A 25,326-nucleotide genomic window follows, 5' to 3' on the forward strand; every position below is an offset into this window, starting at 1 on the left:
CCGATGAGTAGCGCGGTCGTGATTCCCGCGGCCGGGCTCGGGCTGCGGCTTGGTGGTGAGACACCGAAGGCGTTTCGAGAGGTCGGTGGCGATTCGCTGCTGGTCCACGCGGTGCGTGGCCTGAAGGCAGCGACCGCCGCCGACCTCGTTTGTTTCGTGGTCGCGGTACCGGCGGGCGCGGAGGATGCCGTCGGCAAGGAACTCGAGCGGTACGTCGGTGACGCCCGGCTGATCGTCGTTGCCGGTGGGGCCGAGCGGCCCGATTCGGTGCGGGCCGCGCTGGATGTGCTGCCTGTGGACGGCATCGACTGCATTCTCGTGCACGACGCGGCGCGGGCGTTCGTACCCGTCGACGCGATCGAGCGCGTTGTGGCGGCGGTACGGGCCGGCGCCGAGGCCGTCGTACCGGTGGTGCCGGTGACGGACACGATCAAGGTGGTCGGAGCCGGTGGCGAGGTGGTCGACACGCCCGACCGGTCGACGCTGGTGGCCGTCCAGACGCCGCAGGGCTTCGCTCCCGAGGTACTGCGTCGCGCGCATGCCGCGGGCGCCGACGCCGGGGTGACCGACGACGCGATGATGTGCGAGCGGATCGGCATCACGGTCCGGACCGTCGAGGGTTCGCCCGACGCGTTCAAGGTCACGCGTCCCCAGGATCTCCTCCTGGCCGAGGCCCTTCTCGAGGAGAGGCGCACGCGGTGAAACTGCCACGAGTCGGCAGCGGCATCGACGTACACCCGCTGGAAGCCGGGCGTCCGATGTGGCTGGCGGGTCTGCACTGGCCCGAGGAGACGTCGGGGCCGTCGGGGCATTCCGACGGAGACGTTGCCGCGCACGCGATCTGCGACGCGTTGTTGAGCGCGGCCCGGTTGGGCGACCTCGGCTCCAACTTCGGTACGTCGGAACCGCAATGGGCCGGTGCCTCCGGCGCGGCGCTGCTCGCGGAGGCCGCACGCCGGGTCCGGGCGGCGGGGTTCGAGATCGGCAACGTGTCGGTCCAGGTGATCGCCAACCGCCCACGTTTCGCAGCTCGCCGCGAAGAGGCGGAGAAGGCGCTCACCGCCGCCTGCGACGCCGAGGTCTCGGTCAGCGCCACCACCACCGACGGCCTGGGGCTCACCGGCCGAGGCGAAGGCATCGCCGCGATCGCCACCGCCCTCATCTACTGACCCCTCCAGCAACAAGCGCCGGGGTCGGGAGACAAGCAATTGCCTGTCTCCCGACCCCACGGCGTGTCTCCCAGCCCCGCGGCCTGTCTCAGGCCCGCGCCTGTCTCCTCGCCCCGCGGCCTGTCTCGGCCCCGCGGCTCGGGGTCAGATGTGTCCGCCAGGCAGCTCGACGGGAGCATCGGAGAAGCGCGCCGCGCGGGGGTCGAGTTCGTTGCCCATGGGTTTGGTCAGCAGCTCGTACAGTTCTGGCCGGCGGCCGCGGAGCCAGCGGCGGCCGGTTGCCAAGGGCACCAGGTCGAGGTCCAGGTCGGCGAGCACGATCGACTCGGCGGGGACGGGCGTTTCCGCGACGATGCGGCCGTACGGGTCGAGGATCATGCTGTTGCCGGTGCGGAGTTCGTCGTCGTCGCGGCCTACGCCGTTGCTGAACAGCAGGAACAGCCCGTTGTCATGGGCCCGCGACGGCAGCCACCGAAGCAGCCACTCACGGCCGCTCGGCCCGTTGAAGGCGGCCTCGACAGCGGCCGGGTCGGTGCGACGGTTCTCCCAGACCGACAGCGGGATCGGCTTCATCCCGTACGGGCTGCGGGAGTTCGTCCCGCCGGTCTGATGCGGCGCGATCAGGACGGTTGCACCGAGCAACGCCGTGATCCGGACGTTCTCGACCAGGTTGTTGTCCCAGCAGATCAGCACCCCGGCGCGGAACCCCCACGGCGTGTCGAAGACCGTGTACGTCGAGCCGCTCGCGATCGCCTCGTGTTCGAACGCATGCAGCTTCCGGTGCACGTGGACCTGCCCGTCCGGCAGGCAGACGGCGTACGCGTTGAACAACACGCCGTCGGCAACTTCCAGGAACCCGACCCCGATCCCAACCCCCAGCTCAGCGGCCAGCGCAATGACACGGCTGACCAGCGGTCCGTCAGCAGGCTCGGCCAACTCGAGCAGTCGCGCAGTAGTCTGCCGCCGCAGATGCCAGTACCCGAACAGGCACATCTCCGGGAACACCACCAACCCCGCCCCGCCCGCAGCTGCCTCCCGGGCCAACCGCTCCACCGTCGCAAGATTGGCGACCGTGTCGTCAGGAACCGGTTCGAACTGGACCACTGCTGCGCGAAAAGACGTCATACCCCCATCGAAACGCCCATCCATCCATGACGTCCAATGACTGTTTGTTCCGGTTCCATATCCTGAAGTTATGGATCTCCGTCTGCTCCGCGCGTTCGTCACGCTGGCCAGGCTGCGGAACTTCGGGGCCGCGGCCACCGAGCTGTCGACCAGCCAGCCGGCGCTGACCAAACAGATCCAGGTTCTCGAGCGACGAGTCGGTGCGGTGTTGTTCAGCCGCGGCCGGCACGGAGCCCGGCTGACTCCGGAGGGCGAGCTGTTGCTTGCTGACGCTCTGGAGTTGCTGGAGCGGTCCGAGGCGTTCGAACGGCGGGCCGCGCAGGTCGCCTCCGGCGTCGAAGGCTCGCTGGCGATCGGCTTCGGGCTGTCCGGGATCGAGCTCGCGCCGCGGGCGGTGGCACTGTTCCGGAACCGGTGGCCCGGCGTGACGATCTCACTGGAGGACCTTCCGTCGGCCGTCCAGTGCGAGCGGCTGCTGGCCGGCAGCCTGCAGATCGGGTTCGTCCGGCTTCCGGTGCCGGCCGGATTGGAACATCTCCGATTGCGGCGCGACCGGCTCGCCCTCGCTGTACGGGCCGACCAAACACTGCCGCGGGATCTCGTCAGCTGGATCGACAACCGGCCGCTGGTCCGGCTGACCCCGGCGCGTGGGCCCGGGCTGACCGCGCAGATCAACACCCTGTACGCCGAGCTTGGTTGCCACCCGCAAGTACTTCAGGAGTCCGGGGATCTGCAGACCGTTCTCGCGCTGACGGCCGCGGGCGTCGGGCCGGCCGTCGTACCGCAGACCGCCGAACGGATCGCGCCGCCGGAGGTCCGGCTGGTGCCGCTTCCGGGACGCGCGGCGACGTGGTGGACGGGCGCCGCGTGGGCCACCCGGACGCCGCTGACCGAACGGTTCGTGAAAGCAGCCGCGGAGGTGGCGCGAGCTTAAGGGCCGGACGAGAACCCCGGCTTCACGACGTGCTTGACCTGCCCGTGCAGGCGTTTGCGGTTGTACGCCGCGGCGCCGATGATCCCGGCCGCGCCGACGAGCGCGAGACCGCCGAAGACCGCTTCCTCAGGGAGGTTCTCCTCACCGACGTACTGCGGTTGGAGTACGCCGTGCGGGTCGACGACGACCGGTACGTTCCCGCCCGGGAAGTCGTGCAGACCGTGCTTGTGGAAGTCGTAGCTGTGTCCGTCCGGACAGTCCGCGGTGAAATCCGTGACCGAGAACCCGTCCCAACCACGGACCCGGCAGGTGATCGTCTTGCCGACGATGTGCAGCCCGATCGGTGTCGGCAGCATCAGGAACGGTACCGCGGCCATCCCGCAGGCCGCCGCGCCGTAGAAGCTGAAGTTGCCACCGCCGAGCGTCGCGATGCCGATCGCGAAGAACGCCACGCCCAGGATCATCACGAGTGTCGCCAGTACGACGTTGTGCGGCGGCAGCGCGTTCAACGTGCCCGCGGTGATGAACAGCATCAGCCCGAGCAGGATGTACCGCCAGGTCGGCCCGTGCGGTGACCCCGGCCGCCGCAGGTGCCGTCCGGCGATGACGCTGACCACGATGATCAGCGACACGCCGGCGAAGAACTCGAGCGGCAAGTACTTCATCAACGCTTCCGGGGGAGTGGTGGCAGCTCGTACGAATCCAGCCAGGCCGCGAAGAGATGCCGCAGTGCCTCCTCGTCCGGGCTGAACCTGGCCGCGAGCGCGATGAATTCCGCGGTGGTCACCGAGCCGTGCCGGTGCTCCTTCGTCCACGTCCGGAGCAGCTCGAAGAACGCCTCGTCGCCCAGGTGTTTCCGCAGTACGTGCAAGGTGATCGCGCCGCGCTTGTAGAGCCGGTCGTCGAACATCAGCTCGGGCCCGGGGTCCGACAGCATCAGATCCTGCGGCAGGCCCTTCAAGCGCGTATGAGCCTTCGCGACCTGCTGATCGGCCGTCAGACCGCGGGACTCCTCCGACCACAGCCACTCGGCGTAACAGGCGAACCCCTCGTTCAGCCAGATGTGCTGCCAGTTCGAAGGGGTCAGGCTGTTTCCGAACCACTGATGCGCGAGCTCGTGCGCGACCAGCCGCTCCGAGCCGCGCCGTCCGTCCAGGTGGTTGCTGCCGAACACCGAGATGCCCTGCGCCTCCAGCGGAATCTCCAGCGCGTCGTCGGTCACCACGACCGTGTACCCGCCGAACGGGTACGGCCCGAACTGCCGGCAGAACAGCTTCATCATGTCCTGCTGCCGGCCGAAGTCGTGCCGGAACTCGCGGATCCGCCCGCCCGGCAGCACGCCCCGGATCGTCACCGGCGCGGCCGCCAGGTCGACCTCGTCGTACCGTCCGATCTGCACGGTCGCGAGGTACGTCGCCATCGGCGCGGCCTGATCGAACACCCACGTCGTCCGGCTGGCCTTCACCCGCCGGGAAACGAGCCGTCCGTTCGCGACGACCTGGTACGGCGAATCGGTGGTGATCGAGATCCGGTAGTGCGCCTTGTCGCCGGGGTGGTCGTTGCACGGGAACCAGGTCGCCGCGCCGCTCGGCTGACTCGCTACGATCACGCCCTCGGTCAGCTCTTCCCAGCCGAGCTCGCCCCACGGGCTGTCCTCGGGCTTCGGGTTGCCGTTGTACTGGACGTCGACGGTGAACTCGGCGCCGTCCGGGATCGCGGTCGCGGGCGTGATGTGCAGCTTGCCCGCGCGATGGGCGTACCGTTGCGGGCGGCGGCCGTTCACCGCGACCTTCGAGACCCGCAGCCCGGACAGGTCGAGGCTGATCCGGGACAGCGCCTGGGTCGCGAACGCGGTGATAGTCGCCTTGCCGGTCAGGCGGTTGCTGCTGACGCGATAGTCCAGGTCGAGCTCGTACGACTCGACCTGGTAGTCCGTGCTTCCGTGGCTGGGCACATAAGGGTCAACCATCAGCCCTGCCAGGGAGCGATCGGGTTCCCAGCCCAGCGCGTACCGGCCGGCACACCTTCACCACGCATCACGAGAGACACCGGGCCGATGGTAGCGCCTGCACCGACGCCGGCGGCCGGGAGGACGATGCCATGCGGCCCGAGCGTTGCCCCGGGCCCGAAGGTGACTGTGCTCATGGAGAGAACTCGATCATGAAAAAGGTGCGTCTGCAGCACACAACCGCGATTCACCGTGGCGCCGTCGCCCAGCGTGATCAGATCCGCCTCCGGCAACCAGTACGTCTCGCACCAGACGCCCTTGCCGATCTTCGCTCCGAGTGATCGCAGCCAGAGGTTGAGCACCGGCGTACCGGCGGCGGCGTTCGCGAACCAGGGTGCGGCGACCAGTTCCACGAAGCTGTCGACGACCTCGTTGCGCCACACGAACGAGCTCCACAACGGGTACTCGACCGCGCGGGTCCGGCCGACGATCAGCCACTTCGCGACCGTTGCCATCCCGCCCGCGACCGCGCCGGCGGCCAGGATCACTACGCCGGACAGCAGGACGGCGAACCACGGGCCGAGCCAGATGTCCAGCGCCTGCAGGCCGAACAGCACAGCCAGCGCGATCAGCACCGTGCACATCATCGGTACGAACCGGCACAGCTCGACCAGCGCGCGGGCGACTTTCAGCTTGTACGGCGGGTTGTACGTACGGCTCTGGTCGCCCGAGACGGCCTGCCGGCGCAGCTTCACCGGCGGTGAGCCGAGCCACGACGTACCGGCCTTGGATTTCTTCGGGGCCGCGGACAGCACCGCGACCAGGCCGTTCTTCGGCACCGACCGGCCCGGCGCGGTCATCCCGGAGTTGCCGAGGAACGCGCGCTTGCCGACCTTCGCACCGGCCACGTGCAACCAGCCGCCGCCGAGCTCGTACGACGCGATCATCGTGTCGTCGGCCAGGAACGCGCCCTCACCGACCGTGGTCATCTTCGGCAGCAGCAGCACGGTCGACGCCTCGACGTCGCGGCCGATCTTGGCGCCGAGCGCGCGCAGCCACCACGGCGTCAGCAGGCTGGCGTACAGCGGGAAGAGCAGCGTGCGGGCGGAGTCGAGGAGCCGCTCGGTCGCCCAGACCTGCCAGCCGATCCGGCTGCGGACGGGGTAGTGACCGGGCTTGATGCCGATCCCGAGCAGCCGGACACCGATCAGCGTGAGCACCGCGATCGTCGCGAATCCGACCACCGTCATCAGCGGGACCGCGCCGAGTGCGTGCAGCGCCGCCTGCTGCAGGGTTTCGGTGCCGCGCAGCGCGTGACCGAGTACGGCGAACGCCGCCGCGGCTCCGGCCACTGGGATCAGCGACATGATCGCGGACTGTGCGCCGTACGCCGCGACCCACCACGGCGCGCGGTTCGGGCGATGATCCGGCCACGGGTGCCGGGCACGGCCGATCCGGGACGCCGGCGAACCGGACCAGCGCTCGTTGTCCGGGACCTTGCCGGATACGGCCGACCCGGCCATGATCTCCGCGCTCCGCCCGATCTCGGCGCCCGGCAGCAACGTACTGCGGGAGCCGACGACCGCGTCGGCGCCGATGGAGACCGGGCCTACGTGCAGCTGGTCGCCGTCGATCCAGTACCCGGCCAGGTCGACCTCGGGTTCGATCGACGCGCCGCGGCCCATCGTCAGCATGCCGGTGACCGGCGGGAGGGTGTGCAGGTCGACGCCGCGGCCGATCTTCGCGCCGAGTGCGCGGGCGTAGTACGCGATCCAGGGCGCGCCGGCGAGGTTGGCGGCGCCGGCGGCGTCGGCGAGGTTCTCGGCCGCCCACAGCCGGACGTGCACGTTGCCGCCCCGCGGATACGTGCCCGGCTTGAGACCGCGGAGCAGGATCCGGGCGCCGACGACAGCGATGCCCATCCGGCCGGCCGGGCTGATCAGGACCAGCCAGCCGGCCAGGATCCACCACCAGGACACGGTCCGCGCCCACGGCAGCGGCTCGATCAGCGTGGCAAGCAGGTTGTTCAACGTGAACAGGTAGACCAGCCAGCGCACACCGACGACGGTCTGCAGAATCAATGTGAGCGCGGTCTGCAGGAGCTGGGTGCCCCTCGGCGTCGGCCGGATCTCGCGCAGCTCGACCGGCTCCAGCGCGGCGGGTTTGAAGTCGTCGAGGCGCTCGGCCAGCGCGCCGAGCCGCGGGTACTCGTAGATGTCGCCGACCGTGACCTCGGGGTACCTCTCCCGCAGTGCCGATACCAGTTGCGCCGCGGCGAGGCTGCCGCCGCCGTGCAGGAAGAAGTCGTTGTCGACGCTCGTGACCTTCGCGCCGAGGACGCGCGTCCAGCGCTCGGACAGCCACCCGGCCGTACCGCTGAGCTCCGCGGCCGGACCGTCACTGTCCATCCCGGGCAGCGGCCACGGCAGGGCGTTGCGGTCGACCTTGCCGGACGTCCGGGTCGGCAGCGTGTCCACGATCGCGAGCAACGGTACGAGCGCGGCGGGCAGGGCCTCGCGCAGCCGTTCGGTCGCCTTGGCGTTGTCGAAGGCCTCGGCGTCGTCCGGTACGACGTACCCGACGAGGAGCTGGTTGCCGGCGGCGCTGTTCCGGAGCGCGGCCGCGGCGCCGCTGACACCGGGTAGCGCCTGCAGCGCGGCGTCGACCTCGCCGAGCTCGATCCGGCGGCCGCCGAGCTTGACCTGCTCGTCGGCGCGGCCCTGGAACAGCAGGCCCAGCGGGTCGGAGCGCACCAGGTCGCCGCTGCGGTACGCGCGTTCCCAGCCGAGTGTCGGCATCGGCGCGAACTTTTCGGCGTCCTTGACCGGGTCGAGGTACCGCGCGAGGCCGACGCCGCCGATGATCAGCTCACCGATCTCGCCATCGGCGACTTCGTTGCCTGCGGCATCTACTACGGCGAGGTCCCAGCCGTCCAGCGGGAGACCGATCCGGACCGGGCCCTCGCCGGTCAGCTGGGCGGCGCAGGCGACCACAGTGGCCTCGGTCGGGCCGTAGGTGTTCCAGACCTCGCGGCCCTCGATCGCGAGCCGCTCGGCGAGCTCCGGCGGGCAGGCCTCGCCGCCGAAGATCAGCAGCCGGACCTGGTCCAGCGCGTCGGCCGGCCAGAGCGCGGCCAGCGTCGGCACGGTCGAGACCACAGTGATGCCTTGGGCAACCAACCAGGGCCCGAGGTCCATCCCGGTGCGGACCAGGCTGCGCGGTGCCGGAACGAGGCAGGCACCGTGCCGCCAAGCCAGCCACATCTCCTCGCAGGACGCGTCGAACGCGACCGACAGCCCGGCGAGCACCCGGTCGTCGGGCCCGATCGGCTCGTCCTGCAGGAAAAGTCGCGCCTCGGCGTCGACGAACGCGGCCGCCGAACGGTGCGTGACCGCGACACCTTTCGGTACGCCGGTCGAGCCCGACGTGAAGATGATCCACGCGTCGTCGCCGGGCTCCGGGCCGGTGCCCTTGGCTTCGGTCGTACTCGAGGAATCCATTCGCGCGGAGTACGGGTAATCGAACGCACCGTTCGCCGCGTCGTTGTCGATCGGGTCGGGTTGCGGACGCGTGAGGGTGAGGGCGAGCTCGTCACCGACAGTCGCCGCGACGTCGGCCTCGCCGAAGACGAGCTCGGCCCGCTCTTCCGGATCGTCCGCGTCGACCGGGACGTAGGCCGCCCCGGCTTGCAGCGTGCCGAGAATCGCGACGTACAGGTCGTTGTGACCGGACGCGATCCGGATACCGACGCGATCTCCCGGCCCGATCCCGGCCGCCGTCAACCGGCCGGCGAACTCGGTGGTCTGCTCCAGCAGCTCGCGATAACTCAGGCTGACGCTGCCGTCGTCGAGTGCCGGCTCGTCGGCATACCGGGCGGCTGTCTCTTCGAGCACATCCACCAGCGTCCGCGCGGCCGTCGCCATCTCCCCGCGTCGCAACGTCACGGGCGGATACTACGCCGCCGAGTTACCGTTTCGATAACTCGAAGCGAACATGTGGGGGCGGCCATCAACTCCAATCCGCGTTGCGGACAAAGGCTCTGAACGAAGTCGCCGGTCGGTCGAGCGCTTGTTGTACGTCGGTGGTGGGCGCGCCGTCGAACGCCGCGAGAATGCCGGCGAGCAGCTCGGCACCGGATCGCGGAACGCCTTGCGCCACTTGCTCCTCGACGTAGGTGGCCGGGTCGATCGGAACGTATTCGACCGGATGCCCGGCGTCGGTGATGTAGCCGACGGCGTCGGCGAACGTGATGGATTCGGGGCCTGTCAGCTCGTAGGTCCGGCCTTGGTGCCCGTCGGTGGTGAGTGCCGCGACCGCGACGTCGGCGATGTCGTCGGCATCGACGAACGCGGTCCGTCCGTCACCGGCCGGCAGGGCGAGCCTGCCGGCCCGGACCGCGGCCCGCCACGGCCCTTCGCTGAAGTTCTGCGCGAACCAGTTGGGGTGCAGGATGGTCCACTCTTCCGAGCTACGCACAACCTGTTCGGCGGTGTGGAGGGGATGGCTGGGGTCGGAAGCGCGGGACGCCGAGAGCAGGACGAGCCGTCGTACGCCGCGGGCGAGCGCGGCCTCGGCGAACCGGGCGAGCCGGCCGCCGGGACGGATGGTCGGTTCCATCAGGTAGGCGGCCGTGATGCCATCGAGGTCCCAGGTCGTGGGGTCGTCGAGGTCGAGTCGTACGTCGGCTGCGGTGCGGGCCGCCGTACGGACGTCGTGGCCGGTCGCGCGGAGACGCTGGGCGATACGACGCCCGGTGGTACCGGTGCCGCCGAGGATCAGGTATTTGTGCATGACGTCCAGCCAACAGCCGACCGCTCGGACGATACATGGTTGCTCGTCGCCGATGTCTTTGTGATCGTCTGAGTGTGGACGTTCTGAGCGACCTGTTGCAGCGGGCGCAGGCGACCGATGCGCTGGTCCGGCAGATCATCGCCCGCGGGCCGTGGTCCGTGACGTACGCCGACGTACCGTCGCTGTCGGTTGTCGCGACTCTTGGGGGCAGTGCCTGCCTGCGGCTAGACGACGGCGTACCGCGGATGCTGCAGGCCGGGGACATCGCGCTGGTGACGGGTGTGGGCAGCTACATGATTGCCGACAGTCCTGAGACACCACCGTCGTACGTGATCCGTGGCGGGCAGAAGTACACGCTGGACGGGAAACCGGTGGAGTGGCGGGAGTACCTGGCGCCGCGGACGTACGGCGACGGTCTGCCGGGGGCGACCACGATGGTGCGAGGTGCGTACGACCTCTGTGGCGGAGCGGGCGAGCGCCTGCTGGCACTACTACCTCCGCTGGCGGTGGTGCCCGCGACACCGAGCACCACGCCGGCCTTGGATCTCTTGACCACCGAGGTTGCCCGGGAAGAGCCAGGACAGGACGCCGTACTGCGCAGGCTGCTCGACTTCGTGCTGGTACTGGCACTGCGAGCCTGGTGCGCCGAGACCGAGCTTCCGTCGTGGTACCAGGCGCTGTCGGTTCCCGGTATCGGCGACGCACTACGCGTGATGCATGAAGATCCGGCTCACCACTGGACGGTCGCCGAACTCGCAGCAAAGGTAGGCCTCGCCCGTGCGACCTTCGCCGCCCGCTTCACCAAGCTGGTCGGCCAACCACCGCTGACCTACCTGACCGGTTGGCGGATGACGGTGGCGGCCGACCGGCTTCGTGACACCACGGACCCTGTGGCCACCATCGCGCGGCAGGTCGGCTACGAAGATCCGTTCGCCTTCAGTGTTGCCTTCAAACGGATCTACAAGCAGTCCCCGACCAGCTGGCGAGGCGGGGAGTCACTGCACTAGGTTCGCCGGAACCGCGAAGGTGTCGCAGGCCTTGTTCTCGCCGACGTTGAAGCCGTTCTGGATCCAGAAGCCCTGGCTGGTGGCGAGGCCGTGGGTGCGCTCGTCCTGCGGGGTGTCGGGGGACTCGCCGAAGCTGTTGCTCGACTGTTCCTTGAACTCGTCCAGCCGGTTGGTCAGCGGGTACGACTTCGCGACCGCCCGGCTGAACACGCCGCCGAAGCAGGAGGCCTGCAGTTCGTTTCGCCGTGAGCTCTCCAGCTTCTGGTCCGGGTGGTCCTGCAGGTAGACCGCGCGCGCGTAGAACAGCCCGGTCACGCCCTGGACGTGGTGGCCGTACTCGTGCGCGATCGTCATCAGGTACGCCAGGTCCTCCTGCGGCCCGAACGCACGGTCCATCTGTTTCACGTCGACGTACATGATCTGGTTGCCGTAGCAGTAGAACGCGAGCACCCGGCCGGACAGTGGCTCGAAGTTGCCGCACGCGGTCTGCACTGGCTTGTCGAAGACGACGAGGCCCGGGTCGGGCTTGTCCTGCCCGAGCTGGTGGAAGATCGGGCGCCACGCGTCGTTCAGGCACTTGAAGAGTCGCTGGTAGTACACCTTCTGTGCGGCAAGACCGCCTGAGCCCAGGTTGGCCGCAGGACAGTTCTGCTCGGGCAGAGGGCCGGTGTGGTAGACCTCCGCGTTCAGCAGGTAGTCCTCGGCGGAACCCTTCTGCGGGTTGGTGGTCGGAGACGGCACGATCGACGGACCGGTCACCGCGGGCTCGTCAGGGCCGTTCGCCGTCGTGGTCCCACCACTGGTCCACAGAACGACCGCCATGATCGCGGCGGCGATACCGATGAACACGAGCAAAGAGAAACCGAGCAGCACAAGGCGGAACGAGCTGTTCCGCCTCGGTGGCGGCTGGAAGCCGTTGAAGTGACCAGGGCCGCCGTACTGCTGCCACTGCTGTGCGTGGCCCTGCTGTGGGGGCCACTGCGCTGCCTGCGGTGGTGGCAGGACACCAGGCGGCGGGCCTAGCGGCCGGGGCCCTTGCTGCTGGCCCTGCTGCTGGGAACCGTAGCCGTACGGGCTGCTCACAGCTCTGGCCCTCCAAGTGATCGGTCGAGTTCGCTGCACGAACCGGCACGAGACTACCCTCGACCCATGTCACCGAAGCGCCGCCTCGTCCCGGCTGCCCTGCTGATCTGTTTGACTGCCCCGGTCGCAGGCCTGTTCGTTGCCCTCAGCCCGCTGTCCGCGCAGGCGGCCGTCCGTGCCGACGACCAGATCACGGCCTACACGGCGGACGCGACCCTGACCAAGGACGGCAAGCTGCAGGTCAGGGAGTCCGTCGACCTGACCCCTGGCGGTACGACGTTCAGCCGGACGCTGTCGACCCGGGTCCGGTCCGACTCCGAGCGCGACCGCACGTACGACATCACCGACGTGTCCGCCACGGTGAACGGGCAGCCGGCGCAGGGCTTCCAGAACCAGGGCATAGACGACGGCCGCAAGCTGACGCTGAACGTCTCCGGGCAGTCCAAGATCGTCTACAGCTATACGGTGGACAACGTGGTCGCCGACTCGGTCGACGGCCGCGAGGTGAGCTGGCCGGTCGTGCAGGGTTTCGGGGTGGCGATCCCCGCGGCGAAGCTGAACATCAGCGTCCCGTTCGCGACCTGGGTGACCTGCTTCGCCGGCCGTACCGGCTCGAGCATGCCGTGCACGACCTCGCAGCTGGGGGAGTCCGCCGAGCTGGAGATCCAGCAGAACGGCGTACCGGCCGCGGGGCGGGTGACGTTCCTGACCGGGCTCAGTGACCAGGCCAACGTCCAGCCGAACGCGAAGTACTCGACCCGCTGGACGCTCGGACGGGCCTTCACCGCCGACTCGACCACCGTCGGGCTTGCGGTGCTCGTGTTCGGGATCGGGTTGCTCGGCTCGGTCGCTCTGTGGTTCTTCCGCGGCCGGGACGCCGCAAAGGTCGGCCACGGCGCGCCGGAGCGACCGGTCCTCGACGGCAGCGACGGGCCGCAGTTCGCCGCGCCGGATGGCATCCGCCCCGGTCAGGTCGGCACCGTGGTGGACGAATCGGCCGACGTCGTCGACATCACCGCGACCCTGCTGGACCTTGCCGTACGCAACTACCTGACGATCGTCGAGCAGCCGCGGGACTCGCACTTCGGCAAGCTGGACTGGGAGCTGCGGCGGTTGCACCCGGGCGGTCCGGAGCTGCTCGCGTACGAGAAGGCCTTGCTGGACGCAGTGTTCGCGGACGGCGACACGGTCCTCGTCTCCGCGCTCGGCCCGTCGCTGCGGCCGCGGCTCAACCTGGTCCGCGAGCAGCTGTACGCCGACGTCGTGACGCAGGGCTGGTTCAACAACCGGCCCGACGCGGTCCGCAACCGTTGGACGACGGCCGGCGTGGTCCTGCTCGGCGCGGGCGTCGTACTGACGATCGTGCTGGCAATCGTCAGCAAGTTCGGGCTGGTCGGGTTCGCGGTGATGGCGGCTGGTCTGGTGCTCGCGCTCGTCGGTCAGGCGGCGCCGGCTCGCACAGCGCGCGGTGCCGCCGTACTGGGCCGGGTGGCCGGTCTGCAGCACTACCTGGCCAACGAGTCCTCAGCGGATCTGCCGGAAAGCCACCGGCTCGAGTTCGCGTCCCGCTGCTTGCCGTACGCCGCTGTCCTCGGGCTGACCGAGAAGTGGGCACTGGAGATCGCCGCCACCGATGACGACGACGACCCGGACGCCGGCATCGGCTGGTACTCCGGACCGGAGAACTGGCACCTGTCCGACATCGGTGAGTCGCTGAGCAACTTCGTCACGTCCTTCGGCGGGACGCTGACCACCGCGCGCCGGCTGTTCAGCTGAAAGCCCGGCCCATCGGGTGGGCCGGGCCTAGTTCTAGTTGACGCGTACGTCGGCTGCGGTGAACGTGTTGCAGGAGTCGGGCTTCTTGTTGTTGTAGCCCGTGATCGACCACTGGTAGTTGCTCACCCGGTTGCCGTGGTCGTGCACCCGCGGACGCGCGTAGTCGTCGCCCATGTGCGCGATCAGCACCTTCCAGTTCGCCAGCAGCGGGCCGCTCATCGGGATGAACGCCGCGTTCGCGCCCAGATACACCGCGCCGAGGCAGGTCGCCTGTAGCTCACGCCGGCGGCTCTCGGTCAGCTGCTGGTTCGGCGACATCGACTTCTGCCGGGTCAGCGAGGAGGCGAGGATCCCGCTCAGCTTCTGCAGGTGGTGGCCGTACTCGTGCGCGAACGTGTTCAGCATGATCGCCCGCGCGTACACCGGGTTCCGTGTGTAGGCCTTGTTGTCGACCGTGAACGGTAGGTAGATCGTCTCGTTCGCCGGGCAGTACGCCGCGCGGACGCTGCGCTGCATCCCGCACGGGGAGGAGAGCTTGCCGACGTACACAACCGCCTTCGGGTTGCGGAACGGCAGGTTCGCCTTCTTCATCGCCAGCCACCAGGTGCGGTTCAGGCACGGCAGGAGACGGTTGTAGTACTGCTGCGCGGCCGGGACCGTGACGGGCGCGAACGGCGGCTCGGCACACTTCGAGGCCGCTACCGGGCCGATCGTGTACAGGCGGCTGCCCTTCACGACCTCGTCGACCGTCGGGCCGCGCGGGGCCGTCGGGGTCGGCGAGGACGACGGGGTCTCGGACGGGGTCTGCGAAACCGGTGCGGTCGGGCTCTGCTTGGCCTCGGCCTCACCGCCGCCGATGCTGCGGACGATCAGCGTGATGCCGGTGCCGAGGACGAGAACGGCGAGCACGACGATGCCGATCAGGATCGGACGCGTCAGCTTCTTCTTCTTGCGCCGCCGCCCGCCCGGAGGCTGCGGAATCGGGATCGGTGGGTACTGCCAGGTCGGCGCCTGCTGGACAGGCCGGCCCATCGGCCCGATCTGCCCCGACCCACCCTGCGGCGCCGAATGCCGCCCGGCGCTCTGCTGGCCTTGGCCAGGCAGAGCATTACTCCAAGGCGACGCCGACTCCTGGCCGCCGCCTCCTTGAGGACCCCACAGATAAGACCCCTCCGAATGCGGCCCGCTCTGCGCCCGACCCCCCTGCTGCTGCGAACGCGAAGCCAACCAAGCACTCGACTCCGACTGCCCGCCAGCCGACCAGCTCCCCCGCCCCCGCAAAGAATCACCCCCACCCTGCAAAGTCCAGGACTGTTCCCCCCAACCCCCACCCTGCACCCCGGCCCCCGAACCACCTGCCGCGGAGCCGCCTGCCGCGGAACCGCCTGCCGTCGAATCGCCTGCCGCGGAACCACTTGCCGCGGAACCACTTGCCGCGGAACCACTTGCCGGCGAACCACTTGCCGAGGGATGACCTGCCGGCGAACCCCCTGCCGACAGACCACTTGCCGCCGAACCCCCTGCCCACGGGCCACGTACCGGCATACCGCCGTCGGCCTGCGGCCCCCTCACCGACGTGCCGCCGTCGGTGCGCCGCCCGCCTACCGGTGTACCGCCGTCGGTCTGCCCGGTTACCGGCGTACCGGCGTCGGTGTGCGGGCCGGTTGCCGGCGTGCCGGCGAGGCCGCTCGGCTGCCAGCTGCCGGACTGGCTCGGTGCGGACTGCCATGAGCTCGGTCGGTTACCAGCCGGCTGGCCTGGCCCGGATGGTCGGCTCTGGGGAGCTGTCTGACCTGCGCGCGGCTGACCAGAGCCCCGTGAGCTGGGACCCTGCTGGTTCGAACCGGGTGGGTTCGAGCTCGGCTGGTCGGGGCGGGACTGGTTGGGGCCGGCCCAGCCGGGCGTTGGTTGGGTTGAGGCGGGTTGGGTTGAGACAGGTTGATCGGGATGTTCTCGGCGGGTGGGGGCCCAGCCGCCGTCGAACCAGTTGTTGGCGGGGGCTTCGGTGTGCGCCGGGTTCTGGAACTCGCGCTTGGCCTCGGTGTCCCCGGTCCACCAGCTCGCGGACTGCTCGTCCGCAGGACCCTGCTGACCGTCCCCAGGCACCCGCGCCTCAGCCTCGTCGTTCCGACGCCTGAACCACCCACGACCAGCCGCCGCACCCGACCCACTGGAGGCACCCGGCCCACCGGACCGACCGGACCCGCCGGACGCGCCCGGTCCGCCGGAGGCACCCGGCCCACCGGACCGACCCGACCCATCGGACGCACCCGGTCCGTCGGACCGATCCGACCCAGCGGACGCACCCGGTCCGCCGGAGGCACCCGGCCCAGCGGACTGACCGGACCCGCCGGACGCACCCGGCCCACCGGACCGACCGGACCCGCCGGACGTACTCGATCCGCCGGACGCACCCGATCCGCCGGAGGCACCCGGCCCACCGGACCATCCCGGCCCACCGGACAGACCCGACCCATCGGACGCACCAGGCCCGCCGGACGCACCGAGCACGCCGGACGCACCCGGTCCACCGGACAGACCCGACCCATCGGACGCACCAGGCCCGCCGGACGCACCCGGTCCACCGGAGCGGCCCGGGTCGGCCGGGGTGGGGTGGGTGGGTTGGGCGGGACCGGGCTCCTGGGGGCGGTTCGGCTGGGGGGCAGCCGGGTCGCCCGTGGGGGGCTGGTTCCTGTTGTCCGACATCGGTGCTCCTCACGACCTTGCGGGGTGTAGCTCGTTGGTGGGGTGCTCAGCCGTCCCCCCGGGACATACTCTCCGTATCCGGACCCACCAGGCTAGCTACTCCGGCCAGTCGATTTGCAGGAGACCGGTGTGACCTTCTACTGGACCTTCGCCGCGGACGCCGCCCAGGTGTTGCAGACGCGGGGGTCGCGGGCGTTGTAGCCCCGCAGGGCCCAGTACTGGTGGTTGTTGGCGTCGCCGTGGTCGTTGTTCAGGTCGGTGACGTGGCCGATCAGCCACCGCCACTGGTACTGCGCCTGCCCGGTGACGGGGTAGCTGTTCCGGTTCGCCCCGATGAAGATGTCGGAGAAGCACGACGCCTGCAGTTCGAGCCGGCGGCTGTCCTGCAGCTCCATCGCGTAGTTCGGCCGCTCGTACCGGATCCGCGCGTACGCCTGCAAAATCCCCATGTTGTTCTGCACGTGGTGCCCATACTCGTGGGCGAACTGGTGCAGCATCCACATCCGCGCCCAGATCTTCTGGTAGCTCTGCGGGTAGCGGTTGTAGTTCCCCATGTCCTCGGTGAGGTTCATGTAGATCGTGTCGTTGGTACCGCAGAAGAACGGCGGGTTCGAGTCGTAGTGCGTACCACACGGTGACGACACCGACCCGCTGAACACGAGTACGTTCGGCGCCCGGAACCGTCCGCCGGCCTTGGCGACCATCGGCGCCCACGCCCTGTTCAGACAGCCCACCAGGTTCCGGTAGTTCGCCTTCGCCCCGGCAACGGTGCTCGGCCGTGCGCTGGACTCCCTGCAGCGCACCGACCTCATCACCCCGGCCCGGTACAGGCTGTTCTTGAGCACCAGGTCACTGTCGGTCGGCCCCGGATTCGTCGTAGGGCGACTGGTCGTCGTAGACCGGCTGGCCGTCGGCCGTGGCGGCTGTGTAGTCGCCGTGGTCGGCTGCGCGGTCGGTACGTTCGCCGTAGAAGGAGCCTCGGTCGGCTGAGTCGACACGGTCGGGCTGTACGACGACGTGGTGGTCGGCTCGGCGTATGACGAGTCGTGTCCCTTCAGCGCCGACGACACCACCTTCAGCGCAGTGACCCCGACGACAAGGACGAACAGCAGCACGAGTACAGCGATCAGCGGGGCGCGGCTCTTCTTCCTGGGCGGCCGTCCGCCGGGCGGAGGACCCCAGCCGAACTGTTGCCCAGGGAAACCAGGTGGCGGTCCCTGGTACGGCGGGCGCGGGCCAGGCGGCGGCGCGCCGTACCCAGGCCCCTGCTGCCACTGCTGTGGTGGCTGCTGCTGTGGGTATTGCTGTGGATATTGCGGTGGGTACTGCTGACCGGGCGGTGGTCCCCATTGGTTGCCTGACACGCCCGAGACGCTACCGGAGTGCGGGCTCAATTTCGGTGCCGGTCCAGGTGCCCCGTTGGTTGCCTGACACCGGCCAGACGCTAGGGTGCCCGGTGTCAACCTGACCCTCTCTCTACGGTGTGATTGGGCGATGCGTCTACGTCTCCTCGGGCTCTCCCTGTGTGCCCTCGGCCTGCTCGGCCTGACCGCGGTCCCCGCGGGCGCGGCCGGTGCCAGTGCGACCGCCGACCCGGTGGTCACGAACTACGACAGTCAGGTCCGGGTGGAACGCGACGGCCTGCTCCGGGTCGCGGAGACCTGGAAGCTGAGCAACGTGAACGGGACCTTCACCCGGTTCATCGTCACCCGGGACCACCTGCCGGACGACATCGACCACGTGCAGGAGATCGGCGACCTGCAGGTGAAGGCCGGCGGCCAGGACAAGAAGGCCGAGGTGAAGACCGACGGCGACGTCACGTCGATCGCCGTACCGGACGTCACCAGCAGTACGACGCAGCTCGACTTCACCTACACCGTCAAGGGTGCGGTCTCGAAGACCCTGGACGGTACCGAGGTGCAGTTCGCGCCGCTGACCGGGATCAGCATCCCGATCCAGAACGTGAACACGGTCTTCAGCGTCCCGGACGTCTCGCACGTGGCCTGCTTCGCCGGACCGGTGAACAGCAACGTGCCGTGTTCGCTGGCGCAGATCGGTGAGACGGCCGGTCCGACGTTCGAGCAGACCCAGCTGCCGCCGGGCAACACGATCCGGATGATCGTCGGGTTCCCGAAGGACCAGATCGCGGCGAACTCGATCATCGAGTACCGGCACACCTTCAAGCGGGCGTTCTCCACCGACACGGCCCAGCTGATCACCGCGCTGCTGGTGCTGCTGCTCGGCGCGATCGCGCTCGCCGTCCTGTACCGGCTGCGCGGCCGCGACCAGATCGACCCGCGTCGCGTCGTCCCGGCGTCGCTGTTCAGCCTCGGCGCCGACGCGCGGATCGACTTCACGCCGCCGTCGGACCTGCGTCCGGGTGAGGTCGGCACGCTGATCGACGAGCGGATCGATCCGGTCGACGTGACCGCGACGATCATCGACCTCGCGGTCCGCGGGCACATCACGATCACCGAGCTGGAGCACAACACCGAGTTCGCGCGCCCCGACTGGGAGCTGCGCCGGGTCACCAACGCGCCGGCGGAGGAGCTCCAGCGGTACGAGAACGTGCTGATCCGGGCGATCTTCGGCGACGCCGACTCGGTCCTGGTCTCCGAGCTCGGCAAGCAGGTCCGCGAGAACCTCGCCCAGGTCCAGGACGCGCTCTACGACGATGTCGTGAAGCGCGGCTGGTTCACCGAGCGTCCCGACCGGACCCGCTCGCTGTGGGCGACGATCGGCATCGGGACGACAGTGGTCGGCGTGATCGCGACCGTCCTGCTGGCACTGTTCTCGACGTGGGGCCTGCTCGGGATCGCGATCACCCTGGTCGGTGTCGGCCTGCTCGTGGTCGGCCGCTACATGCCGGCCAAGGCCCCGGCCGCCGGTCGGGTCCTCGGGCAGGTCGCCGCGATCCGCGGTGAGCTGCTGGAGATGGACGTCAGCGAGCTGCCGACCGACCAGCACGCGGAGCTGTGCTCCCGTGCCCTTCCGTACGCCGTCGTGCTCGGCGGCTCGGAGCGCTGGATCGACGCACTGGTCGCGACCGACACCACGCCGGACGAGGCGGACGAAGGCTTCCCCTGGTACCACGGCCCGAGCGGCTGGCACCTGCAGTACCTGCCGGACTCGCTCCGCAATCTCACCACGAACCTGACGGGCGCACTGTTCGCCCGCTGAGGCCAGACACACAAGAGCCCGCCACGCCGCCCGGTGTGGCGGGCTCTGTCGTTCTACCAGTTGTGTTGCGGGCCCGAAGGCGCAGGAAGAGCCGTGCCCGCCGGGTGGATGACGTAGACCAGTCCGCCCGAGTGCGGCACCCAGGCGTTCTCGAAGGAGGCCCGGTCGTACGTCGTCCGCACCTGGTCGTTGCTGGCGATCAGATGCGAGGCAGGGTCGTTGACGACCACATTGCCGTTCTGGTCGAACCCGACGATCACCATCAGGTGCCCGTTCGTCCCGTACCCGGCTCCGGGCAGGTCGCCCTTCTTGAACGACAGCGAAGCCACCAGTGGGATCCCGGCCTTGATGAACTGTTCCGCCTCGGTCAGCGACCGCAGCCGCGTCACGAAGGCGTCCACGCCACGAGACCCGGCGTACGCCGTGTTGAACGGCCAGTTGCCCGCGCCGTCGTACGCGTAGTCGAACACCGACCGCGCCGAGTGGTCGACCTGTGGATCGGTGTACGACGGATCGACCCAGGCGGTCTCGGCCGCGGTCGGCCCGGCGCCCCAGTAGTCGAGCACCATCGCGGTCGAGGTCGCGGAGCACCACGCCTCACCGCCGCCGTCCCACTGCGGGTACTGGCCGATGTGGGTCTCCTGCGAGTACGTCGGTACGTCGAGGACCAGGCCTTCCGCGCCACCGAGGGGGCTCGCGGCAACCTTCTTGTCCGACGGCAGCTGGGAGGCCATCGCCCCGACGGAGCGGACCGTCGGCGACTGCGTCGTACCGGTCAGCCGGTACAGCGTCACCTTGAGCTGCCACTGGTCCAGCCACTTGCCGGTGGCGGCCTGAAAGGTGTCGACGGCAACGGATCCGTCGGCGTCGCCCTGGCTCGGTACCGAGGTCCGGTGGATGTCACCTGCGGCGGTGTCGTCGCCGCCGGACCAGCGGCCGAGCACGTACCACTTGGTGGCCGTGCCGAGGTTCGTGGTGCCGGCCAACGACACCTCGACCCAGGTGCCGGGCGGGGTACTGGCGTTCCAGGACGCGACCAGCTCCGTCAGGCCGAAGCCGGTGCTGACGTGCGGCGAGATCCAGCTGGTCTGGTCGTACGACTTCGCGGAGCCGTCGCCGAACGGATCGACGTACGACGTGGTGCCGGTGGAGGTGCCGAACGTGAGGGCGCCGTCGGCAACGGTCGTGCCGTGCTGTTCACCGGCCAGGAAGTCGGCGGACGACGTCCAGGTCCGGTAGGCGATCTGCCGCGACGACGCGACCTTCACGGCTTCGCTCGGCAGCGTGCCGGCGCTGAGCACGACCGCCCCGAGCATCAGGGCGGTGACAGTACGGGCGGAGGTCATGCTTCGACGGTAGACCGCATGGCAGTCGCTGTCACTGCATCGGCGCGCCGCGGTAAAAACTTACGAACGCTTGTTCCATTCATCGAAGAGCATCGCGAACACCAGTTCGTCGGTCCACTCGCCCTTCAGGTACTCGTTCTTCACGAAGTGCGCCTCCTGGCGCAGGCCGAGGCGGTTCAGCAGCTTCACCGATCCGTCGTTGCGCGCGTCCAGCCGGGCGATGATCCGGTGCAGGCCGAGCTCTTCGAAGCCCAGGCGCAGCAGTTCGACCGCGGCCTCAGCGGCGTACCCGTGGCCGTGTGACTCGGGATGGAAGACGTACCCGATCTCACCGGTGCGGTGCTCGGTGCTGTTCAGGAACAGCGTCACCTCACCCAGGTGCCGGCCGGTGTCCCGCAGGATGACGGCGACGGTGAGCGCTTGACCGTCGCTGTCCATGGGGACATCGGCCAGCCTGCCGGTGAGGGCCTCCTGGACCTGCTCGGGCGTCCGTACGTCGTACAGCAGGAAGCGTGTGACGTCCGGGTTCGACTGCAGCTTGAGCAGGTCGTCGTAGTCGTTCTCGACGTAGCGTCGAAGGATCAGGCGGTCGGTCTCGATCGGCAGCGAGTAGGTCACCGATCGAGACTATGCGACCGTCGCAACCCGTTTAGCCGTTGGCGAGTGCCTGCAGGCGGCTGTAGTCGCCGTTGAAGTGGCTCTGGTCGATCGGCGACGACGTCCACTGCCAGAACGTGTAGAACGGCCAGCCGCCCGGCAGCGTGCCCACCGAGGACGAGTAGCGCGCGACCCACAGCGGGTTGGTCGAGTTGAACGCGGTGGTGTTGCCCGTGCAGGTGCTCCACCAGTCCAGGTTCGTGTAGATCACCGCGTCCCGTCCGGTGCGGGACTTATAGGTGTTGAGGAAGTCCCGGATCCAGCTGACCATCGAGGACTGGCTCAGGCCGTAGCAGGTCGCGCCGTACGGGTTGTACTCGATGTCGAGCGCTCCCGGCAGCGTCTTGCCGTCCCGGGACCAGCCGCCACCACTGCTCGCGAAGTAGCCGGCCTGGGTGGCGCCACTGGAGGTGTTCGGCGTGGCGAAGTGGTAGGCGCCGCGGATCATGCCGACGTTGTAGGACCCGTTGTACTGCTGAGCGAAGTACGGGTTCTTGTACGACGTGCCTTCGGTCGCCTTCACGTACGCGAACCGCTTGCCTTGACCCCACCAGTAGGCCCAGTCGACGTTGCCCTGGTAGCTGGCGACGTCGATGCCTTCGACAACAGCTGTGGTGCTCATCGGCGACGCCGTGCCGTTGGCGCCGGCTCCGGTGGTGGTCTTGTTCTGCGTCCAGCCCATGTAGGCCTCGCCGGCCTTGGTGATGCCGTGCTGGCGAGCCTGCGGAGTGGGCTGGGGAGCGGTGCTGGCGTGCTGGCGGTGCTGGCTTGGGCGGAGCCGACCGAGGCCAAGAGCAGGCCGAGGGTCACGGCGACACCCGTGAAAAGGGCGGATTTCACGGTTTCCTCCAGAGCGAGATGAGGGGCGGACAAAGCGCTCGGCAGGGTCTTACCCGGGTTGGGAGGAAATCAACCCTTTACCCCCGGAGTTTGGTGATCATTTACCGAACGTACGTCGGTGAGGCCGTGAACGTGTTGCACGCGCGTGGGCTCCGGGTGCTGAATCCGGCGTTCGCCCAGCGCGGGATGATCGCCCGGCTGCCGTGGTCGCGCTGGGCGCCGTACTCGTCGCCCTGGTGCGAGTGCAGGTAGTCGAGACCTCTCTTCAACGCCCCGGAGATTCCGTAGCTGCTCCTGTTCGCGCCCATGAACACGTTGCCGAAGCAGGTCGCCTGGATCTCCAGCCGGCGGCTCATCTCCAGCGACTTGTCCCCGGAGTACTCGTAGCGCAGGTTGTCGTCGGCCTGCAGGATGCCGACCATGTTCTGCACGTGGTGGCCGAACTCGTGCGCGACCGTGTCGGTCATCTCGGCCCGTACCCAGCCCATCGCCTCGCTGTTGTTGTGCAGCTGCTGGTATAGCTTCACGTCACCGCCCGCGTCCAGGTAGATGGTCCGGTTCGAGCTGCAGTAGAAGGAACTCGGTGCGTTGCCGCTGCAGGGACTCGTCGCACTGCCCGCGAACGCCACCAGCCTGGGCGGTACGAACCGGCCGCCCGACATCGTGACCTGCTTCGGCCAGGCGCGGACCAGGCAGGAGATCAGGTTCGCGTAGTACTTGCGGGCGTTGGTGACCGTGTTGGGGCGGGCGCCGGACTCGCGGCAGCCGACCGAGGCCATCACACCGGATCTGTAGATCTTGTTCTTGGCAACCATGTCGAGGTCCGACGGCTGGGCCGGGGTGGTCCGGGTCGCGGTCGGCTGGGTCGTCGTGGTGGTCTTCGCCGGCCGGGTGGTCGCCGGGGCCGAGGTCGTCGCGGGCCCTGTGGGCTGTTCGGTGGCCTGTTCTGTGGGCTGTTCGGTCGCGGTGGGCTGTGGCTGGGTGTAGGTGTCGTCGCTGTTGTGCTTCAGGACCGCACTCACCAGGAACAGGCCGACAGCACCGAAGACCAGCACGATCGGGACCACGATGAAGACAGCCTTGCTCTTCTTCTTAGGCGGAGGCGGATAGCCGTTGCCGCCGAACCCGAACCCGAAGCCGGGCCCTGGCCCGTAGTAGGGCTGCTGGGGCGGGTACTGCGCCGGGTACTGCGGTGGGTACTGGGCCGGGTACTGCGGCGGCGGGTACTGGCCTGGCGGCGGTCCGTACGGCCCTTGGTTCGACAACTGACCTGTCCTCCTGATGGGGTGCTGTGGATATCTTGTCAAGGACCAGTGCCACTTCCCGTTACCCTTGACCGGTGACACTTCGCTTGTACGACACCGCAACGGCAGCAGTGAGGGATTTCGAACCGGTCCATCCGGGCAAGGTCGGGATCTACCACTGTGGGCTGACGGTGCAGGGTGCCCCGCATGTCGGGCATATCTACAAGGAAGTGGTGTTCGACGTCCTGCGCCGCTGGCTGGAGCGCTCCGGGTTCGAGGTCACCGTGATCGCGAACGTGACCGACATCGAGGACAAGATCCTCGCCAAGTCGGCCGACCGCGGCATCCCGTGGTGGGCGCACGCGTACGAGTTCGAGCGCGAGCTGCACTGGGCGTACGACGTGCTCGGCTGCCGCCCGCCGACGTACGAGCCGCGCGCCACCGGGCACATCCCGGAGATGCTCGAGCTGATCGAGCAGCTGATCGCGGACGGGCACGCGTACGTCGCCCCGGACGGATCCGGTGACGTCTACTTCGACGTGCGGTCCTGGCCGTCGTACGGCGCCTTGTCACACCAGAACATCGCCGACATGGAGGCCGCCGAGGACGCGGATCCGCGCGGCAAGCGGGACCCGCGCGACTTCGCGCTCTGGAAGGGCTGGACCGAGGCTACGCCACGGACCGCTTCCTGGCCGGCGCCGTGGGGCCGCGGCCGACCGGGGTGGCACATCGAGTGCTCCGCGATGGCCGGGAAATACCTGGGCGAGGAGTTCGACATCCACGGCGGCGGGCTGGACCTGCGCTTCCCGCACCACGAGAACGAGCTGGCCCAGTCGACCGCGGTCGGGCAGAAGTTCGCCCGGTTCTGGATGCACAACGCGCTCGTCACCACGGCCGGCGAGAAGATGTCGAAGTCGATGGGCAACAGCGCCGTCGTGCGGAACGTGGTCGAGCGGGTCCGCCCGATCGAGCTGCGCTACTACCTCGTCCAGTCGCACTACCGGTCGGTGGTGGAGTTCTCGTTCGAGGCGCTCGACGAGGCGGCGAAGAGCTTCCAGCGGCTGGAAGGGTTCGTCGACCGGGCGAGCGAGGTCACCGGCGGGGTCGAGCCCGCGGCCGAGCTGCCGTCGGACTTCGTCGCCGCGATGGACGACGACCTCGGTACTCCGGCCGCTGTCGCGGTCCTGCACAACACCGTCCGCGACGGGAACAAGCTGGTCGCGGACGGTGATTCCGAGGCGCTGCGGGAGGCGCTCGCTTCGGTTCGTGGGATGCTCGGCGTGCTCGGGCTGGACCCGCTGGCCGAGCCGTGGGTCTCGCGTGCCGGTGGCAGCGACGAGCTGACCGAGGTCGTCGACGGGCTGGTGAAGGCCCTGCTCGACCAGCGCCAGGCCGCCCGGGAGCGCAAGGACTTCGCCGCCGCGGACGCCGTCCGCGACCAGCTGAAGGCCCTCGGCGTCGTCATCGAGGACACCCCTCAGGGACCCCGGTGGTCCCTCATTTCTACAGAAGGAAACTGA

Annotated in this window: 19 protein-coding genes; 7 read left to right on the forward strand and 12 right to left on the reverse strand. The window is 69.1% G+C overall.

Annotated features, from left to right (window positions below):
• Nucleotides 1-3: 3 nt before the first annotated feature.
• The gene (gene ispD, locus FB475_RS20330) at nucleotides 4-702 is read left to right on the forward strand and encodes a 2-C-methyl-D-erythritol 4-phosphate cytidylyltransferase (protein WP_141858163.1); all 699 of its coding nucleotides are present in this window, start codon (nucleotides 4-6) and stop codon (nucleotides 700-702) included.
• Nucleotides 699-1,169: a 2-C-methyl-D-erythritol 2,4-cyclodiphosphate synthase gene (gene ispF / locus FB475_RS20335; protein WP_141858164.1), complete on the forward strand. Its 471-nt coding sequence runs from the start codon at nucleotides 699-701 to the stop codon at nucleotides 1,167-1,169. Before ispD ends, ispF begins: the two co-directional genes overlap by 4 nt.
• 144 nt (nucleotides 1,170-1,313) lie before the next feature.
• On the opposite strand, the gene FB475_RS20340 is transcribed toward ispF, so the two are convergent.
• Nucleotides 1,314-2,294 carry a nitrilase family protein gene (locus tag FB475_RS20340; protein ID WP_141858165.1) on the reverse strand — a complete coding sequence of 327 codons (981 nt, stop codon included), beginning with the start codon at nucleotides 2,292-2,294 and terminating at the stop codon, nucleotides 1,314-1,316.
• A 70-nt stretch (nucleotides 2,295-2,364) separates the two neighbouring features.
• Between FB475_RS20340 and FB475_RS20345 the strand changes: the two genes are divergently transcribed.
• Complete coding sequence (locus tag FB475_RS20345) at nucleotides 2,365-3,228, forward strand: LysR family transcriptional regulator (protein ID WP_141858166.1); 864 nt, start codon at nucleotides 2,365-2,367, stop codon at nucleotides 3,226-3,228.
• Here the strand turns inward: FB475_RS20345 and FB475_RS20350 are convergent.
• From FB475_RS20350 to FB475_RS20365, 4 genes are all read right to left on the reverse strand, one after another.
• Nucleotides 3,225-3,893, reverse strand: a complete 669-nt coding sequence (locus FB475_RS20350) for a hypothetical protein (protein ID WP_141858167.1) — start codon at nucleotides 3,891-3,893, stop codon at nucleotides 3,225-3,227. The two genes, FB475_RS20345 and FB475_RS20350, sit on opposite strands and share 4 nt — an antisense overlap.
• Nucleotides 3,893-5,197 carry a M1 family metallopeptidase gene (locus FB475_RS20355; RefSeq protein WP_141858168.1) on the reverse strand — a complete coding sequence of 435 codons (1,305 nt, stop codon included), beginning with the start codon at nucleotides 5,195-5,197 and terminating at the stop codon, nucleotides 3,893-3,895. The genes FB475_RS20350 and FB475_RS20355 overlap by 1 nt, the downstream gene beginning before the upstream one ends.
• Nucleotides 5,197-9,120 (reverse strand): Pls/PosA family non-ribosomal peptide synthetase, encoded by a 3,924-nt coding sequence (locus FB475_RS20360; RefSeq protein ID WP_202878451.1) that lies wholly within the window; start codon nucleotides 9,118-9,120, stop codon nucleotides 5,197-5,199. Before FB475_RS20360 ends, FB475_RS20355 begins: the two co-directional genes overlap by 1 nt.
• Before the next feature lie 64 nt (nucleotides 9,121-9,184).
• Entirely contained in the window at nucleotides 9,185-9,967 is a 783-nt protein-coding gene (locus tag FB475_RS20365) for a Rossmann-fold NAD(P)-binding domain-containing protein (protein ID WP_141858169.1), read from the reverse strand.
• A 74-nt stretch (nucleotides 9,968-10,041) separates the two neighbouring features.
• On the opposite strand from FB475_RS20365, the gene FB475_RS20370 reads away from it, so the two are divergent.
• Complete coding sequence (locus FB475_RS20370) at nucleotides 10,042-10,974, forward strand: AraC family transcriptional regulator (protein ID WP_141858170.1); 933 nt, start codon at nucleotides 10,042-10,044, stop codon at nucleotides 10,972-10,974.
• Here the strand turns inward: FB475_RS20370 and FB475_RS20375 are convergent.
• Complete coding sequence (locus FB475_RS20375) at nucleotides 10,963-12,057, reverse strand: neutral zinc metallopeptidase (protein ID WP_141858171.1); 1,095 nt, start codon at nucleotides 12,055-12,057, stop codon at nucleotides 10,963-10,965. The genes FB475_RS20370 and FB475_RS20375 overlap by 12 nt on opposite strands.
• A gap of 66 nt (nucleotides 12,058-12,123) precedes the next feature.
• On the opposite strand from FB475_RS20375, the gene FB475_RS20380 reads away from it, so the two are divergent.
• Complete coding sequence (locus FB475_RS20380; RefSeq protein ID WP_141858172.1) at nucleotides 12,124-13,833, forward strand: DUF2207 domain-containing protein; 1,710 nt, start codon at nucleotides 12,124-12,126, stop codon at nucleotides 13,831-13,833.
• Nucleotides 13,834-13,866: 33 nt separating this feature from the next.
• On the opposite strand, the gene FB475_RS20385 is transcribed toward FB475_RS20380, so the two are convergent.
• The gene (locus tag FB475_RS20385; protein WP_141858173.1) at nucleotides 13,867-14,865 is read right to left on the reverse strand and encodes a neutral zinc metallopeptidase; all 999 of its coding nucleotides are present in this window, start codon (nucleotides 14,863-14,865) and stop codon (nucleotides 13,867-13,869) included.
• A gap of 1,811 nt (nucleotides 14,866-16,676) precedes the next feature.
• Nucleotides 16,677-17,654 carry a neutral zinc metallopeptidase gene (locus FB475_RS20395; protein WP_238332305.1) on the reverse strand — a complete coding sequence of 326 codons (978 nt, stop codon included), beginning with the start codon at nucleotides 17,652-17,654 and terminating at the stop codon, nucleotides 16,677-16,679.
• A 379-nt stretch (nucleotides 17,655-18,033) separates the two neighbouring features.
• Here FB475_RS20395 and FB475_RS20400 point away from each other — a divergent pair, with 379 nt between their 5' ends.
• A complete protein-coding gene (locus FB475_RS20400; RefSeq protein ID WP_141858174.1) occupies nucleotides 18,034-19,719 on the forward strand; it encodes a DUF2207 domain-containing protein in 1,686 nt (561 codons plus the stop codon).
• 53 nt (nucleotides 19,720-19,772) lie between these two features.
• On the opposite strand, the gene FB475_RS20405 is transcribed toward FB475_RS20400, so the two are convergent.
• The 4 genes from FB475_RS20405 to FB475_RS20420 form a co-directional block, all read right to left on the reverse strand.
• A complete protein-coding gene (locus FB475_RS20405; protein WP_141858175.1) occupies nucleotides 19,773-21,065 on the reverse strand; it encodes a peptidase C39 family protein in 1,293 nt (430 codons plus the stop codon).
• A 60-nt stretch (nucleotides 21,066-21,125) separates the two neighbouring features.
• Entirely contained in the window at nucleotides 21,126-21,683 is a 558-nt protein-coding gene (locus FB475_RS20410) for a GNAT family N-acetyltransferase (RefSeq protein ID WP_141858176.1), read from the reverse strand.
• A gap of 31 nt (nucleotides 21,684-21,714) precedes the next feature.
• Nucleotides 21,715-22,404 (reverse strand): lysozyme, encoded by a 690-nt coding sequence (locus FB475_RS20415; RefSeq protein WP_141858177.1) that lies wholly within the window; start codon nucleotides 22,402-22,404, stop codon nucleotides 21,715-21,717.
• A 259-nt stretch (nucleotides 22,405-22,663) separates the two neighbouring features.
• A complete protein-coding gene (locus tag FB475_RS20420) occupies nucleotides 22,664-23,827 on the reverse strand; it encodes a neutral zinc metallopeptidase (protein WP_141858178.1) in 1,164 nt (387 codons plus the stop codon).
• 74 nt (nucleotides 23,828-23,901) lie between these two features.
• Here FB475_RS20420 and cysS point away from each other — a divergent pair, with 74 nt between their 5' ends.
• Nucleotides 23,902-25,326: a cysteine--tRNA ligase gene (cysS, locus tag FB475_RS20425; RefSeq protein ID WP_141858179.1), complete on the forward strand. Its 1,425-nt coding sequence runs from the start codon at nucleotides 23,902-23,904 to the stop codon at nucleotides 25,324-25,326.

The sequence above is a fragment of the Kribbella jejuensis genome (assembly GCF_006715085.1).
GTDB classification, from domain to species: Bacteria; Actinomycetota; Actinomycetes; order Propionibacteriales; family Kribbellaceae; genus Kribbella; species Kribbella jejuensis.

Bases quoted from the DNA above. Each gene is read 5' to 3' on its own strand.
- ispD (WP_141858163.1), top strand. From the start codon at position 4: ATGAGTAGCGCGGTCGTGATTCCCGCGGCCGGGCTCGGGCTGCGGCTT.
- FB475_RS20365 (WP_141858169.1), bottom strand. From the start codon at position 9,967: ATGCACAAATACCTGATCCTCGGCGGCACCGGTACCACCGGGCGTCGT.
- FB475_RS20400 (WP_141858174.1), top strand. From the start codon at position 18,034: ATGCGTCTACGTCTCCTCGGGCTCTCCCTGTGTGCCCTCGGCCTGCTC.
- FB475_RS20415 (WP_141858177.1), bottom strand. From the start codon at position 22,404: ATGGGCTGGACGCAGAACAAGACCACCACCGGAGCCGGCGCCAACGGC.
- FB475_RS20380 (WP_141858172.1), top strand. From the start codon at position 12,124: ATGTCACCGAAGCGCCGCCTCGTCCCGGCTGCCCTGCTGATCTGTTTG.
- FB475_RS20355 (WP_141858168.1), bottom strand. From the start codon at position 5,197: ATGGTTGACCCTTATGTGCCCAGCCACGGAAGCACGGACTACCAGGTC.
- FB475_RS20350 (WP_141858167.1), bottom strand. From the start codon at position 3,893: ATGAAGTACTTGCCGCTCGAGTTCTTCGCCGGCGTGTCGCTGATCATC.
- FB475_RS20405 (WP_141858175.1), bottom strand. From the start codon at position 21,065: ATGACCTCCGCCCGTACTGTCACCGCCCTGATGCTCGGGGCGGTCGTG.
- FB475_RS20340 (WP_141858165.1), bottom strand. From the start codon at position 2,294: ATGACGTCTTTTCGCGCAGCAGTGGTCCAGTTCGAACCGGTTCCTGAC.
- FB475_RS20345 (WP_141858166.1), top strand. From the start codon at position 2,365: ATGGATCTCCGTCTGCTCCGCGCGTTCGTCACGCTGGCCAGGCTGCGG.
- FB475_RS20385 (WP_141858173.1), bottom strand. From the start codon at position 14,865: ATGGGCCGGCCTGTCCAGCAGGCGCCGACCTGGCAGTACCCACCGATC.